Source organism: Phycisphaerales bacterium, from assembly GCA_035627955.1.
Lineage (GTDB): Bacteria > Planctomycetota > Phycisphaerae > Phycisphaerales > UBA1924 > JAEYTB01.
Genome location: DASPKU010000001.1, coordinates 329,570 through 344,999 on the forward strand (window position 1 = coordinate 329,570; position 15,430 = coordinate 344,999).

The 15,430-nt window shown below is 67.3% G+C and carries 9 protein-coding genes; 3 read left to right on the forward strand and 6 right to left on the reverse strand.

Annotated features, from left to right (window positions below; translation table 11 throughout):
• Positions 1 to 101: 101 nt before the first annotated feature.
• Both VD997_01355 and VD997_01360 read right to left on the reverse strand, forming a co-directional pair.
• The gene (locus VD997_01355) at positions 102 to 8,183 is read right to left on the reverse strand and encodes a hypothetical protein (GenBank protein HYE60617.1); all 8,082 of its coding nucleotides are present in this window, start codon (positions 8,181 to 8,183) and stop codon (positions 102 to 104) included.
• Positions 8,184 to 8,582: 399 nt separating this feature from the next.
• Positions 8,583 to 9,275 (reverse strand): amino acid racemase, encoded by a 693-nt coding sequence (locus VD997_01360; GenBank protein HYE60618.1) that lies wholly within the window; start codon positions 9,273 to 9,275, stop codon positions 8,583 to 8,585.
• A 141-nt stretch (positions 9,276 to 9,416) separates the two neighbouring features.
• On the opposite strand from VD997_01360, the gene VD997_01365 reads away from it, so the two are divergent.
• Positions 9,417 to 9,962 carry an iron-sulfur cluster co-chaperone HscB C-terminal domain-containing protein gene (locus VD997_01365; protein ID HYE60619.1) on the forward strand — a complete coding sequence of 182 codons (546 nt, stop codon included), beginning with the start codon at positions 9,417 to 9,419 and terminating at the stop codon, positions 9,960 to 9,962.
• 28 nt (positions 9,963 to 9,990) lie between these two features.
• Here VD997_01365 and VD997_01370 read toward each other — a convergent pair whose 3' ends face one another.
• Positions 9,991 to 10,353, reverse strand: a complete 363-nt coding sequence (locus tag VD997_01370) for a hypothetical protein (protein ID HYE60620.1) — start codon at positions 10,351 to 10,353, stop codon at positions 9,991 to 9,993.
• 91 nt (positions 10,354 to 10,444) lie between these two features.
• Here VD997_01370 and VD997_01375 point away from each other — a divergent pair, with 91 nt between their 5' ends.
• Complete coding sequence (locus tag VD997_01375; protein ID HYE60621.1) at positions 10,445 to 11,017, forward strand: thioredoxin family protein; 573 nt, start codon at positions 10,445 to 10,447, stop codon at positions 11,015 to 11,017.
• 247 nt (positions 11,018 to 11,264) lie between these two features.
• Positions 11,265 to 11,918: a hypothetical protein gene (locus VD997_01380; protein HYE60622.1), complete on the forward strand. Its 654-nt coding sequence runs from the start codon at positions 11,265 to 11,267 to the stop codon at positions 11,916 to 11,918.
• Positions 11,919 to 11,975: 57 nt separating this feature from the next.
• Here the strand turns inward: VD997_01380 and VD997_01385 are convergent, their stop codons facing one another.
• The 3 genes from VD997_01385 to VD997_01395 are packed head-to-tail and all read right to left on the reverse strand — an operon-like array spanning position 11,976 to position 15,362.
• Entirely contained in the window at positions 11,976 to 12,581 is a 606-nt protein-coding gene (locus VD997_01385) for a peptide chain release factor-like protein (protein ID HYE60623.1), read from the reverse strand.
• Between the two features lie 10 nt (positions 12,582 to 12,591).
• Positions 12,592 to 13,656: a tRNA (adenosine(37)-N6)-threonylcarbamoyltransferase complex transferase subunit TsaD gene (gene tsaD, locus VD997_01390; protein ID HYE60624.1), complete on the reverse strand. Its 1,065-nt coding sequence runs from the start codon at positions 13,654 to 13,656 to the stop codon at positions 12,592 to 12,594.
• On the reverse strand, positions 13,656 to 15,362 hold the full coding sequence (locus VD997_01395) for a S41 family peptidase (protein HYE60625.1): 1,707 nt from the start codon (positions 15,360 to 15,362) through the stop codon (positions 13,656 to 13,658). Before VD997_01395 ends, tsaD begins: the two co-directional genes overlap by 1 nt.
• Positions 15,363 to 15,430 lie beyond the last annotated feature (68 nt).

Below are 15,430 nucleotides of genomic sequence, written 5' to 3' on the forward strand. Positions count from 1 at the left end.
CTGCGAGGGCTTTTCATTGGTGCTGCCGCAACGCCGCACCAAATGAAACAGGCCCGGGCGGTGAGGCCCGGGCCTGAGGTGATGCTAGCTGTCGCCGCTGATCAGCTGATCTTGTTCAGCGGGGTGAGGATGCCGAAAGGCACGCCGATGGTCGACCAGCCGCCGTTGAGGTCCAGGTCGTAGTGCGTCATGCTGGCGACGAACGGCGAGTTGCTGGAGGCGTCGACGCCGAAGAACAGACGCTTGTTCTTCCCGATGATCTCCTCGAGCTCCTCGAGGCGGACCTCCAGGAAGCCGTTGGCGTTGACCGTCCGCGTGAGCGTCTCGACCGTGCCGTCGACGAACGCGATGCGGATGGTGATGTCGTTGTCGATGTTGCCGGGGTTGTAGAAGAAGAGCGACTCCTGCTGGCGGCCGGGGAAGCGGGCGTCGATGAAGGCGTCACCGAAGAAGATCTGGTTGGCCGCGACGGTGCTGGCGTTGGTGGAGTTCGCGTCGCCGTGCTGGTTCTCGACGCTCGAGGCAACGATCGGCACGTTGGAGGTGTAGGTGAGGCCCACGGGCTGGTCCGGCGTGAGGCCGAGCGTGTCGCCGGTCAGGCGGACGGTCGAACGGGCCGGGATCAGGATCGTGCGGTTGAAGGTGGGCAGGCCGGGGTTGCGGACATAGGTACCCGTCAGCGTCAGGGTCGCCGGCGAGTTGCCGGGGTTGTAGAAGTTGACCTCCGACTTCACGGCGTCGCCGTGCGAGATGTTGGTGATCACGCCAGCGGTCGAACCCGCCCCCGCTTCGCCCAGCAGGCCGATGGCGCTGGTCTCCACCAGGTTGTAGTGGCTGAGCGACGCGACGACGCCGATGAACGCCGCGTTGTTGGCGGGGTTCACGGGGGTGACCGTGAGGGTCGCCCCATAGACGCCCACCGGGAAGTCGGCGAGGCTGTTGATGGAGAAGCCGCCGCGACGGTTCGCCCCGAACTGGATCGTGACCGACTTGGACACGCCGTCCACGTTCGCGGTGAGCGTCGCGTTGACCGCGAAGTTGTTGGGGTTGTAGAAGACGATGAAGTCGCGGACGCCCGGGTCCTTCTCGACGCGGGCGAAGTTGAAGGTGGACGCGGTGGTCTCGGTGAAGCTGTCGCCCAGGCCGTTGCCGAAGTCGTAGTGCGCCAGCGTCGCGCCCAGTGGCTTGCTGGAGTTGATCACGATGGCGTACGGCACGTTGAAGCGCAGGCCGGGGACGACGTTGTTGGGGTCGATGATCGTGAGGCCGTCACGCGAGTTGGCGCGGATGGTGCGGGTCGCGACCACCGTCTCCAGCTCGCCGTACTCGTACCGCAGGACAATCGTGTAGGTCACATCCTCGTCGTTGGGGTTGACGATCGATACGAACTCACGGATGTTCTCGTTGGCGAAGCCCTCGGGGTACACGAGCTGGTTGACCAGCGGCTGTGTGTTCACCTTGACGGTGTACGAGCCCACGCTGTCGCCCAGGCCGTCGACCACGATGTAGTAGGTGCTGGTCGCCGCGCCTTCGAAGGTGAGGTACGCGATCGAGCCGGGTGCGCCGTCGGAGTCGAAGGCGACCTCGGACGAGACCTCCTCGTTAGCCGCGTTCAGCACGCGGATGGAGGCCCGCAGCAGCGAGCCGGTGTTGGCCTGCAGCTGCACGAACACCTTGCCCGCCGCGGTAGTTGTGAAGCGGAACAGGTCACGGTCGTTGATCACATCGATCACGTCCGAAGCCTGCCCGTCGCCCGTGCGCGGGTTGAGGTTGATCACGGTGGGGGCGTTGAAGTCGATGGCGTCGGGGGTGTTCCCGTTGCCGCCCGTGCTGGCCGGGCCCGAGACGCTGAGGCTGTACTCGCCGGTCTCGGTGGTCAGCGGCACGCCCGTGAGCGCGTCCGTCAGGATGTAGTACCTCGTCCCTGCGACGGCGCCGGGGATCGTCAGGGTGATCGTCTCCAGACGCCCGGCCGGGGCCGAGGTCAGGATCAGATTGCCCTGGGCATCAAAGACCTTCATCGACGGCGCGATGCGGCCCGCGGCCGTATCAAAGGGCGTCATCGTGATGGTCACGGTGCCGTTGCGGATGGTGGTGAAGGTGAAGAGGTCGGAGTCCCCGGCGTACTCGAACCGCGGGTTGAGCGGGTCGCCGCCGGCGGTGCCGCCGATCTGGCCCTTGCCGGTGCTGAAGCTCAGCGGGATGTTGGACGCAGCGTTCGCCAGGCTGAACTCGCCCTCGTTGGGGAAGTCGTCCACCGGCGGCGCGATCACGCTGACCGTGTAGTCGCCCGTGGTGGTCGTGTTCACGTTGGGGTTCAGCGGGTCCTCGAAGCCCTCGACCACTACGAAGTACGTGACGCCGCGGACCGCCGTGAACGTCGCGATGGCGGTGCCGGCGATGAGATCATCCGCGGCCAGCCCGCTGGTGATCACGTTCGCGTTGGCATCAAGGATGGTGACGCGGGTGCGGATGGTGGAGCCGTTCGGGCGAGACACGACGATCGAAGCCGAGCCGCCTGCCGGCGCGGTGAATACGAAGAGGTCGCTGTCGGTCGCCACTTCGATGCTGCCGGTCGCATTGCCCTGGCCCGTGCCGGAATCCAGCGCGATGCGGGTCGCAACATTGAACTCGCCGTTGTCAAACGTGCCGTCGAGGTCCGTATCGCCATCCGGGTGGTCGTCGGTGGGCGTGAAGGTGATGCCCAGCGTGTAACGGCCGAACCCGCCGACCGGGTCGGTGCCGCGCACCACGACGTAGTAGAAGGGGTACTCGCGGAGCACGTCGCCGTTCTGGTCCAGGATGCGGCGGTCGGGCGTGACCGGGAAGCGGACCGAGCCGCCGTCGCCGGTAGCCACACCGATGCGCATCAGCACCGGGTTGCCCGAGCCGTCCTCGCCGACCTCGTAGATGGTCACCTCGGGGTTCAATGTCGGGTCGAGCGAATCCACCGCAAGGGTGAAGGGCTCGAACCCGCTGACGCGGAACTTGAACGCGTCGCTGTCGCCAGGCGACTCGATGCGGCCGGAGGCGTTGCCCAGTCCCTGGAAGTCAAACAACTCGATCTCGGTGGCCTCGCCGAACTTGATGGCATCGGCGTGGTCATCGATCGCGGGCACGCCCGACACGTCCACGCGGTACGCGCCCTGGCTGCCGCCCTGGCCGAACACGCGGATGAGGAACTTCTCGCCCGCCGCGGCGTTGAGCGTGAAGGTCACGCCGCCGCCCGCACGCGGGGCGCCAACGCCCGCGGCCGCGTTGTCGATCCACCCGAAGCTGTTGTAGCGGAACACAGCGAACTGCGGGAGCAGCCCGTTGCCGGCGCCGGTGGGCACCACGTCGATCTTCATCGCGCCCGGGCCGGGAGCGATGACCATGAACTGGTCGATGTCGTTGGGGTTGAGCGGGGTGTTGCGAATCACGCCGGTGATCGACCCGCGCCCATTGGTGAGCGAGTCGGCCTGGTTGTCGCCCAGCAGGATCGGGGTGGCGAGCTGGTCGCTCCCCGTGCCGCCCGCGTTGGCGTGATCGTCAAGGACCTGCTGGCCGTTGACGATCTCCGCGTTCTGGTTGGGCATCTGGTTGATGATCAGGCGGTACGCGCCATGGTCCACCCGAGCCTCGCGCTCGCGGTCGATGACCTCGACGCGGGCGTCGGGGTCGTCCTCGCGCCCGTTCCGCCACTTCTGCCCGCTCTCCACCTGCACGAAGTAGAAGTTGCCGGCCACCACGGGGATGACCACGCGCGGGTCGCGCTGCGTGAACAGCGCGTACAAGCGGTCGGGGTCCGCCGGATCGCGGGTGTCGTTGGGCTCCTGGTCGTTGTTGGGCAGCACGCCGCCGATCGTCCCAACCGTCGTCCCGCCGCTGATGATCTTGTCCCCGTCAGCATTCAGGACAAAGTCGCCCGGGGCGTACATGTTGTCGTCGTTGTAGCCGACCTGCACGAAGTCGTTGCGGAAGACCCGCAGCGCCGCGTCCAGGTAGCTGGTGATGATCTTCTGCAGACCCTCGAAGTCCTGCGGGTGCGTGCCCTGGAGGCTGAACCCGAACTCATCCAGCAGGAACGCCGTGTCGATCCGGATCTCGACGAAACCGGTGAACTCGGCGCGGAAGCTGTAGATGTCCACGTCATCGCGGTCGTGGATGTTGCCGATGTCGTAACCCTCGGTCATCACGTCGTTGAGCGACGGGGTGACGTGGAAGGTCCGGTTCGCATTGCCGTTGGGGGGCGTGCCGGGCGGCACCGCGGCCGAGTTGCGGTAGTTCGTCCCGTCGCCGTTGATCAGGGTCGTGTTGATCGAGAAGTTGAACGCGTTGGAGAACTCGCCCTCGTCGGGCTCCTCGGCGTACTGCGAGTTGACGTCGTCCTGGACGCCGTCGCCATCGATGTCCGGCGCCGAAGCCGCGGAGGTCACGCTGAAGGAGTAGCGGCCGGTGCCCGTGCCGCTCACCTCGATGTAGTACGTCTCACCCGCCCAGACCTCGATGCCCTCCAGCTGGACGTTGAAGCCGCCGCCGGGCGCATCGGGCGGAGCCTGCAGCGCGCCGTTGATCATGCCCGACGGATCGGGGAACGGCGGCGCGATGGTCTCGCTGCCCGGGCGCGTGAAGTCGTAGACCAGGTTGAAGTTCGAGTCGAACACGCGCACCCGCGTGTTCAGGAACGAGGCGCCCTCGGGCTGCAGCACCAGCTGCAGCTTGGTGGAGCGGCGGTCGTGCCGGTCGTACTCGAAGGGGTTGCCGTCGTCGAACGACGCCAGCGCGAACACCGTCGGTGCCGGCGCGTTCTGGTCCAGGTTCCAGACGCCGGAGTTGACGCCCGGCAGACCGAATCGGGCCGTGATGTTCGGCTCGCCCGTGTTGAGCGGGGTGACCCACTCGAAGAAGTCGCCCTGGCCCAGGTTGTGGCCGGAGAACTGCGCAACGTGGAAGGCGTCCCACTCGTTGCCGTCGCCGTCGAACACGCTTTCGAAGTCGCCGCCGACGTACAGCACTTGCTGCGGCGTCTCGGCGATGGCCACGGAGATGTCCGGCGCCTGCTCGTCGGTCATGGCCACCACGGCGCGGACCACGCCCGAGGTGCCGCCGGACAGTGTCACCACCGGCACGTCAATGCCGTTGGTGATACCGAAGTTCCCGATGCTCTGCAGGTCGCCGCCGACCACGAGCAGCGGATCGATTTCGTTCCCGTTCAGGTTCGGCGGGTCCCACACCGTCATCGACAGAACGCTCTCGCCCGCCGCGCCCGCGAACAGCCCGAAGTTGCCGTGGATCAGGCGGGGGTTGTAGATGTCGGCCTGCGGGTCGATCGGCTCATCCGGGTCCGCCAGATCGAACGGCGCCACATAGCCGAACGCAACGAGGTTCGGGCCGATCGCCTGACCGTTCACCTGCGTGAACCGTCCGCCGATGTACAGCACGCCCTCCTGCACGGCCTCGAAGTCGGGCTCGCCCTCCGGCTGATCACCGTCCGGATCGCCCGAGTCGAACACCGCGAGCGAGAACACCGGCCCATTCAGATTGAACACAGGGGCCGTGCCGCCGAAGGGCGGCACGTTCGGAACGCCGTCGTCGTCCGGGTCGGGGTCGCCGGGGATCGCGCCAACGCGACCGGTGCCCAGGTTCTCCCAGTTCACGCCGTTCCACGCGGCGATGTTGCCCGCGGCCACGCCATCAGCATTGGAGAACTCGCCGCCCACAATCAGCGACAGAGGACGGTCCGGAGTATCCGCGACGAAGCGGATGTCCGGCGTCGGAGGCTCATTGTCCTGGAAGGCGCGCTCCGCGTTGGGATCGGCGAAGTCGTACGTGGTCAGCGCGTGCACGGTGCCGTTCACGCCGTTGCCCATCGGGTTCCAGCCGAAGTTCAGGTCGAAGAACGCGATGTTGTTCGCCGCGGTTCCGCCGCCGACCGACGTGAACGATCCGCCGATGAACAGCTGCGGCGCACCCTCGTCGTCGCCGGGAATCGCGTTGGGATCATCTTCCTCGCCGCCCGGCAGCGAGCCGTTGGAGTCGAACTCGCCGGGGTTGTACGAAGTGATCGCGCGGACCGGACCGTCGGTGTCGCCCAGGGTGAGCCAGCCGAAGTTGCCGGTGTTGGGGTCCTGGATCCAGATCGCAAGGTTCTTCACCGTGACGATCTGTCCCGTGGGATCGACGAACTTCAGGTCGAAGTCGCCGCCGACGACCAGCACATGGTCCGTCAGACCGTCCGCAGGCTCGCTCTCGGGGTCCAGGTCCCAGTCATACAGGGCGTAGATCTCAGCCCGGGCCGTGCCGGGTGTATCGGGGTTGTCCTGGAAGCCCAGAAGATCGGTGGGCGTCGCCTGCCGCTGATCGCCCACGGCGAACCAGTCGGCCGCATCCCAGATCGCGAGGTTGCGGCTGAAGGTCGGCCACGGGTTGGGAGCCTGCGCGAAGTCGAACGCGCCGCCGACGAACAGGGAGGTGCCCGCATCGTCGTTGTCGCCGTCGTAGTTGCCCAGCATGCTGACCTGCGGCACGAACTGGAAGATGTCCGTGTCGCCGGCGCCCTCGATGCGGCCCTGCCCGGTGGCCGTGGTGAGCAGCCCGTGATCGCGGACCACGTTGCCGAACTGGTCGAACACCGGCGTGGCGTCGCCCCAGATGAGCGCCGTCGCGAGCTGGAACGCGCGCCGTGTCGCGTTGTAGTTGGTGCCGTCACCCGTCGGCGGGGTATTCGGGTGATCATCCAACGGGATGTTGGTGTCGATCGTGTGGTTGCTCTCGACCGTCAGGTTGTAGGTGGTCCCGCTGTTGAGCTCGAACCCATCGACGATGAGGAAGTACCGCTTGCCGCCCTCGAGCACCGCGCTGATCTGCGGGTTCAGACCCGAGAAGTTGTTGTTGAAGGCGACGAGGTTGCCGGCGTTGTCATAGAGGCGCAGTGCGCCGTCGGTCAGCCGGCTCAGGCCGGCCGGTGTCAGGCTGATGATGGTCCGGCCGCTGCCGAGCGACGTGAACTCCCACGAGTGTGTCTGGAAACGCGGGTTGGGGATCTGCGGATTCGGGGCGGTGGACGGGTCGCCGAACCCGAGCATGGACCCGGTGAGATTGCCCACGCGCGTCACGCGGTCGATCGGAATCTCGTCCGTCAGCGCATCCACCACCAGGAAGAATGGCCCGGTAGCGAGATTGATGTTCGGGTTGCGGATCTCGTCGCTGCGGACGCGGATGTAGTACGTCTCGCCGGGGCGGGCCCGCAGCGTCGTGAACGCATCGTTGATGCGGCCCGCATCGTTGTCGCTGGCGACCAGCACGCCCTGCGAGTTGTAGACCTCGACGCGCGTATCGAGGCGGCGAGCCAGGTTCGGGTCGGTCGACTGCACGTTGACCGTGACGAAGTCGTTGTACTGCGAGCCGCTGGGGATGACCAGCTTGTAGACGATGCTGTCCTGCCGCAGACGCGACTCGACGGGCAGACCGGCGCCGCCCAGCTGCCCGAGGATGGGCGTGATCGGAATCGGCGGGACCACGCTGTCATCCGGCACCGGGCTGCCGAACTCACGGGCGACACCCTTCTCCGTGGCCAGCTCGGCGCCGATGTCCGTGGGGGTCGTCCGCGCGTCAATGCGGAGGGTGTACGTATTGTTCGCCGTCAGGTTGGGCTTGGGATTCGGGTAGTCGCTGCTGACCTTCACGCGGTATGACTGGCCCGCCGTGGCGATGAAGCTGGCAAAGCCGTCGCTGGCCGGTCCCGAGGTCACCGGCGCGGCGGTCGGCCCGTTGTTCGTCGTGCCGCTGGCTACCAGCAGCCCCGCCTCGTTGTAGACCTCCACCCGCGTGTTCAGGCTGCTCGATGGCGTCTCATTCGACGTGTCCGCCAGGATCGTCACGAAGTCGGTCGCCGGCGCAAGGAAGCTGTACCAGTCGTCGTCCGTCGACGAAACCGCGGGGTTGATCACGCCCGACCCGTTCGGGTTCTGGATCGAGTTCCCTCGCCCCTCGGCGTCAAAGGTGATGAACGCGAGCGGGCTGTTGATACTGCCTTCGAGGAGCTGCCGCTGCTCGAGGTTCTCAAATGCGGTCCGCGAGGCCTGCAGGTTCAGGCCCATCGCCCGCCCGACGCTCGACAGCAGTCGAGAGGTCGCGGACGCCTGCCGCGTGCTCGTACCCGTGAACTTCGAGAGGAGAGAACGGAAGTCCTTCCGATCCATACCGGGCTCCATAAGGATGACCCTGCGGACTGCCGTTCCAGCGGCAGTGGGGTGCAGGGCGCCGTGGGCGTGTCGCGTGGCTCGGAGCGTCGTTGCCCCGGGCTCCTGTGCGCGGCTGCCCTTTGGGGGGCAACTGCTGAGAACCGCGCCAGACAGTTGCCTGTCCGTCACGGTTCCTCATCGCGCCAGCTTCGCCAGTCTAACTGGAACGTCGTGGTTGTGTCCAGTCACAGGTTTGGGGAACGTTGGCGATCCGTCCTCCCACCTTCCGGCGGCTGCCAATGCCTACCCACAATGGGCGCGCAGAGACCGCCGTCGGCCAGTGAAGTTCGACCCCGATTTGACCACGGTTCCCGTGGGCCGTTAGCGGGCGCGCGATTTGTTGACGCCGGCGCGCCCTTACCGCCGGATCGACCGCCGAACGCTTGCCTCCGCCAGGATCTCGGCGGAGTCGTACACAGGCAGGGGGGAGTTCTCGGCCGTGACCAGAAGGGACGCCTCGCTGCTCGCCAGGATCACCCCTTCGCACCCCCTGCGGGCCAGGTCGCCGATGGACGACAGCACCGCAAGTCTGGATTCGGGACGGGTTTGGCCGTACACGAGCTCCTCGAAGATGATTCGGTCGATCCTGTCCGCCGTGTCCTCTTCAGGGGCCAGCACCTGCACCCCCCGCAAGCCAAGGTGAGTCTGGTAGGTGCTGCTGTACATCACCATCTTCGTCCCGATCAGCCCCACGGCCCGGCGGCTGTCCGCGGAGATCGCCTCCGCTACCAGTTCGGTCATTGTCAGCCAGGGGATCGGCGAGCCGACCTCCGCCAGTTGCACGCCGTGCTGCACCGCGTTGTCGGGGGTCAGGCAGAACTCCGCCCCACACCGTGCCAGCAGCTCCGCCGACCGCCGCAGCAGTTTCCCTACCAGATGCCAGTCGTCCTTGCGGATGGCCGCGATGTACGTCTCCAGCGGCTCATTGTGCAGCGACACCCTCGGCTGTTCCTCCGGTGGGAGAGCCTTGGCGGCGCGGCGCATGATCTGGCGGTAGAACAACGCCGCCCCCTCGGGGCTCACGCCGACGATGCCGATGTGGCTGCTCACTGGCTCACGCGTCCTTCCTGGGGTGGGGGCCCGGGCCGCTTCCCTCCTGTTTGGCTCCGGGTGGAGGATACATGAAGGAGCGGTCAATGTGTTGCAGGGGCGACTTACCCGATCGGCACACGCGCGGGGGTAGCATCAGGCGTGACAAGCCAGACGAGCGACCCCTTCACCCTCCTCGGCGTTCCCGCGCGCTACGACCTCGACCACGCCGCCGTTGAACGCGCGTACTTGTCCCGCGCCGCGCTGCTGCACCCGGATGTGGTGGGGGACGGATCAATTGCTGAGAGTGAAGCCGCTGTTCAACTCGCGCAGCTCAACCGTGCGAAGGCCACACTGCTCAACGACGAGCGCCGCGCCAACGCGCTCCTCGCGGCCCTCGGCGGCCCCTCCAAGGAGCAGGACAAGAGCCTGCCCGACGGCTTTCTCTTCAAGATCATGGAAACGCGCCAGGAGATCGAGGCCGCGATCGCCAGCGGCGACCAGCAGCAGCGGGGCCGCTGGCAGCAGTGGGCCCAGGCGCAGCGCGCCGAATACCGCGAGCGCGTCGCCAAACTCTTCACGGCCAGTGGCGAGGCCCGGGCGCTCCAGGCCGTCCGCACCGAGCTCAACGCCTGGCGCTACATCGAGCGGCTGATCGAGCAGCTCGACCCGCGGTACGACCCCGCATCCCGGGACTTCGCCGACTGATAACGCTCACAGAGGGCCAATCAGCCAATCACTCCCCGGGCTCTGCCGCCCCCGGCATCGTGCTGGACTCACGCCGCGCCCGCTTCTTCTGCCCATAGCTCCAGAACGCGTACGCACCGAAGGCCACCAGCGCCCCGATCAGCGCCGGCACTGCGAGAATCGACGCCACGAAGAACAGCGACGTCACCGTCAACGCCACCACCAACGCCCCCACCAGCAGGAAGGTGCTGCCCACCGCCGCCACCGGGTGCTCCGGCCGCTCCTTGCGGTCGCTCTCTTCGTCCTCCGCACACTGCCGGCGGATCGCGTCCTGCTCGTTGCGGTCACGGCCGTACCGCCGCTGCATGTCGTCATCAATGGCACGCCCGGTGTCCGAGAGCCGTCTCGTCACGATGCACCTCCTTGCATGCCCAAGTGTCCGGGTGGGATGGTGCAACTCCGCTAAGTTCCACCTGAACCGTGCCCCGCGGCTAGGGTTCTGCATGCTCACCCCCGCGTTTTTCAGGGCGAAGTTCGAGCAGGGTCTGCCCTATGAGAAGTATGTCGCGGGCGCCCGCCCCGACCAGCGGATGAACTGGGAGCGGCACCACGCCGCGGTCCGGTTGACCGACGCCCAGCGGGCGCTCCTGGACGGGTTCACCCGCCGCATGAACGTGCTCGTGACCTCGGGCCTCTGGTGCGGCGATTGTGCCGTGCAGGTTCCGATGCTCGCTCACATCGCGGGCGCGAACCCCGTTATTCAGCTCCGCATGCTCGATCGTGACGAGCACGCCGACCTGTCCGATCAGATCCGCATTTGCGGCGGCCTCCGCGTCCCCACCGCCGTGTTCCTCAATGAGGACTTCGAGTTCATGTCCATCCTGGGCGACAAGACCCTCACCCGCCTTCGGTCCCAGGGGGCCAGGCTGGGGATGGGGGCGTTCTGCGAGCTTCCGGGGGCCAGCGCCCCCACGGACATGGTGGGGGGCACGGTGGCCGATTGGCTCCAGGAGTTCGAGCGGGTGCAGCTGATGCTGAGGCTGAGCCCCAAGCTGCGGGATCGGCACGGCGATTAGCAGACCCGAACGGGTGCATAAAACACGGTTGTGCCAGCAAAGTGTCCGGAATCTCTTGACAAACTTTGCGCTTTCTGGGATATTCTCCCCAACCGAGTAAGGCGGGAGAGAGACAAGACACCTCCTCCTTGCTCAACGAGACAGGCAGGCCCGGGGCCCAGGATGGCCTCCGGGCTTTGTTCCTGTCGCCGCGCCCTCTGCTGGGGGAGCGGTTGACGAGGTGTGTTTTTTGAGGGAGGAGACGCAGATGAAGAATGTGCTGATGGTGCTGGCCCTCATGGGCGCAGCGGGTTCCGCGATGGCCTACGACGTCCCGGCGTCCCAGGTCCGCGGTGTTTCGTTGGATCAGCTCGTGGGCGGCGGCAGCTACGACGCCCGCGTCGCCCCGGTCTATTCCGGCATCCCGGGTCCCTACTCGGCCTTCGCGGCCGCCACCGGCGCTGCTGGTTTCGACGACTACACCTCCACCGTGACCGGCGGGGCCTTCACCATCGCCAGCCTGCGGTTCGTCGGTGGCGTGGCGCAGGCCAACGGCACGATGCGCATCAACTTCTACAACCCCGACGCGACGCTGGCGACCTTCGCCAACATCACGCTGCCCAGCGCCGGTGACTTCATCTGGACGATCACCTTTGGCACCCTGCCCGACGGCAGCGACTCCGCCTTCGTGGTCCCCTCCGCTGGCTTTATGGAGATGGTCGTCGGCGCCGGCTTTACCGGTCGCTGGTTCTTCACCACCACGGCCCCCACGGTCGGCTCCAACAACATCGCGGTCGGCACCGGCAGCACCCTCAACCCGCAGCGCCGCAGCGCGTTCGAGCTGAACGCGGTGCCCTCGCCCGCTTCGCTGGCCCTGCTTGGCGTTGGTGGCCTGATGGTCACCCGCCGCCGCCGCGCCTGATTCGATCGATCCAACTGAACCTTCGAGGAGCCGCGCCGAAAGGCGCGGCTCTTCCTTTTAGTGCAGCCTGTGCAGCCCCGCGGCGGCGCGGGCCTGGTTCAGCAGCACGAACGCCGGTGGGTGGTCCTTGACCAGCTTGAGCAGCTGGCTCTGCGTGGCGCACAGCCGCAGCGCCGCCTTGCCCACGTCCAGGCCGCTCGCCCAGATGACGTCCATCGCCTCGCCCAGGATCGCCGGGTAGTCCTTGTGCTCGGGGTTGCACGAAATCCTCCCCTTCCCGCTCTCCGGGCAACGCGAGCGCCACAACTCCGACCTCACCTCCCCGCTCGGCACCGGCGTCCGCACGCCCACCGCGAGCGCCAGCCGCAGCCGGAAGATCGCGACCCGCCGGTTTTCCACCGCGCTGCGGCGCTCCCCGGCGTGCGCCTCGATGTTCGTCGGCGTGTGCAGCACGGTCACACGGGACTCGACCTTGTTGCGGTTCTGCCCGCCCGGTCCGCCCGCGCGGTCCTTGCTGAAGTCGCACTGTGTGACGAGGTCCTCCTCCGCGAGCGTGGCCGGGTGAGGCGCGGCGAGCAGGATCGGCTCGGGGGGCGGCGGCCCCTTCGGCGCCGCGTTCTTTGCGGGCGTGGCGGGCTGGTTCTTGTAGCGGAACGGGTTCACGCTTCGCTCCCTAGCACGCGGTGGTCGGCGTCGCCTGAAGGTCCAGCCCCGAAACCTGCCCGGCCCTGATGAACTCGTGCGCGAGCCCCGCGATCATCGCCGCGTTGTCAACGGTGAACGCGCGGGCCGGAAGCCGGAGATCCACGCGATGCTTCGTGCTCCAGCGCTGCAGATCGGCGCGGAGGCGGCTGTTCGCGGTCACACCGCCGCCGGTCAGCAGCGCGACCGGCTCGGCCGAGCGCGGCAGGCGGTCGAGCGCGCGCGTGAGCTTCAGCAGGACCGCGTCGGCCGCGGCCTTCTGGAAGCTGGCCGCGAGGTCGGCGCGCCGGCGGTCATCCAGCGGCGGCACGGCCGTCTGCTCGGAGTGCCGGCCGGGCACGCCGCGGGCGGCGTACAGCACGGCGGTCTTGAGCCCCGAGAACGAGAAGTCCAGCGAGTCGGGGCTGATGCGGCTGATGGGCAGCTCGAAGGCGTCGGGGTTCGCGCCCGGCGTGCTCGCGAGCCGGTCGAGGTTGGGCCCGCCTGGGTACGGCAAACCCAGGATCGTCGCGGCCTTGTCGTACGCCTCGCCGATCGCGTCGTCGATCGTCGCGCCCAGTCGAGTCACGCCCGTCCACGAATCCAGCCTGTAGATCGACGTGTGGCCGCCGCTGACGACCAGCCCGAGCGCGGGGAAGCGCACCGGCGCGGGCGCCGAATCGTCGCCGGTGTGCAGCATGCCGGAATACAGGTGCGCGTGGACGTGATCGATGCCGACGAGCGGCTTGCCGAGGGACCACGCGAGCGCGCGGGCCGCGGCGACGCCGACCAGCAGCGAGCCGATCAGGCCGGGGCGGTTGCCCACGGCGATGGCGTCGATCATGCCGAGGCCGACGCCGGCGTGCTCGAGCGATTCGCGGATGACAGGGAGAATGCGCTCGACGTGGGCGCGGCTGGCGAGCTCGGGGACGACGCCGGCGTAATGCTCGTGGAGGTCGTGCTGGCTGGAGACGATACTGGAGAGCACGCGGGTTCCGTCCTGCACCACGCTGGCCGCGGTTTCGTCGCAGGAGGATTCGATGCCCAGTATCAGCATTACTTCTTGAATTCGGGTGCGTCGGGCTTCTTGACGTCGGCATCGAGCAGCCAGCGCTCGAGGTCGTTGCCGGTGATCTGGAGGGTGGCGACGACCTTGCCGTCCTTGTCCTTGATCTCCATCTGGCCGCCCTTGAGGTCGATGGTGTCGGCCCAGAGGTCGGGGCGCGGGGCGTTCTTCGCGGCGGGCACGGCGTCCTCGATAGCGATCATGCGCTTCTCGGTGCGGAGGAGCTCGCGCTCGAGGCGCTCGTGGTAGAGGCGGAGCTGGGTGAGCTCGGCGGAGGCGATCGCGCCGGTCTGCATGCCGCTCTGGCCGGTGGGCGACCAGTTGCCGGTCTCGAGTTTGCCCTGCACGGCCTTCACCGCGGCGGTGAGCTGCGGGTCCTTGAGCGTTGCGAGGATGGACTCTGGGTTGCTCCAGTCGGTCGGCGCGGTCTCCTCCTTTGGCGCAGACTTGGGAGTCGGCATGGACTTGTTCTTGCCGAGCACGTCCTTGTTGACGAGGGCTTCCTCGCGCCGGCGGACCTCGAACATGGCTTCGAGCTCGTCGTCGGTCACAGGGACATAGAAGCCTTCGGTGGGGTCCACGCCCCATGTCGCGGCGTCGTCCTTGCGGGTGATGCTGCGGCCGCTGGGGAGGAAGTAGCCCTGCTCGGTGAGCTTGAGCTCGCTGCCGTTGCCGCTGGGCAGCTCGAGGACGACCTGCACGCTGCCCTTGCCGTAGGTGCGGGAACCGACGGTGATGGCGCGGTGGTTCTCGACGAGCGCGCCGGCGAGGACCTCGCTGGCGGAGGCGCTCTGGCCGTTGATCAGCAGGGCGAGCGGGAAGTTGGCGAGGGTGCCGTCCTTTTTGGCGCGGGTGACCTTCTCCTGGAAGGCGCGCCCGCGGGTGGAGACGATGATGCCGTCCTCGAGGAAGAGGTCGGCGATGGACTCGGCCTCGCTGAGCAGGCCGCCGCCGTTGCCGCGCAGGTCGAGGACGAGGCCCTGGAGTCGGCCCTCGTGGGCGCCAAGGCTCTCGAGGGCGGTGAGGAGCTCCTCGCTGCACTTAGGGGTGAACTGCGTGAGGCGGATGTAGGCGATGCCGCGGGTGGGGTCGATCAGGTACTGCCAGGTGTTGGGGGCGTCGGGGTTGCGGTGGAAGCCCTTCACGCTCTTGGTCTTGATCTGGTCGCGGGTGACCTCGAGCGGGAAGCGCTCGCCCTCGCGCTCGACGGTGAGCTTGATGATGGTGCCGGGGTTGCCCATCAGCAGGTCGACGCACTTGTCAACCGAGAGGTTCTCGGTGGACTTGCCGTCGATCTCGATGATGCGATCGTTGGGCATCAGCCCGGCCTTGAAGGCGGGGGAGTCTTCGAGGGGCGAGACGATGGTGAGCCAGCCGGTGGCGGTATTGACGGTCGCGCCGATGCCGACGTACTCGCCGGTGAGGTCCTTGTTGAAGCTGGTCTTCTCGGCGGCGGGGACGTAGACGGTGTAGGGGTCGTTGAGGGCGTCGACCATGCCCTTGATGGCGCCCTCCTTGAGGGCCTTCTCGTCGGGGGTCTCGACGTAGCGGCTGGAGATAATGGACTTGATCTCGATCAGCTCGTCGAAGAAGCGGTAGTCGTTGTTGCGCTGGCTGATGGCGAGGGTGGAGCCGAGCACGGCCCCGCCGAGCACGAGGATGAGGGCTGACTCGAAGATGATCCGACTCTTGGCCACGCCAGGCTCCTTGCGCACCCCTGCGACAGTCTTCATTATAGGTTCGCGGGGTGGGGGCGCTCGGGTCT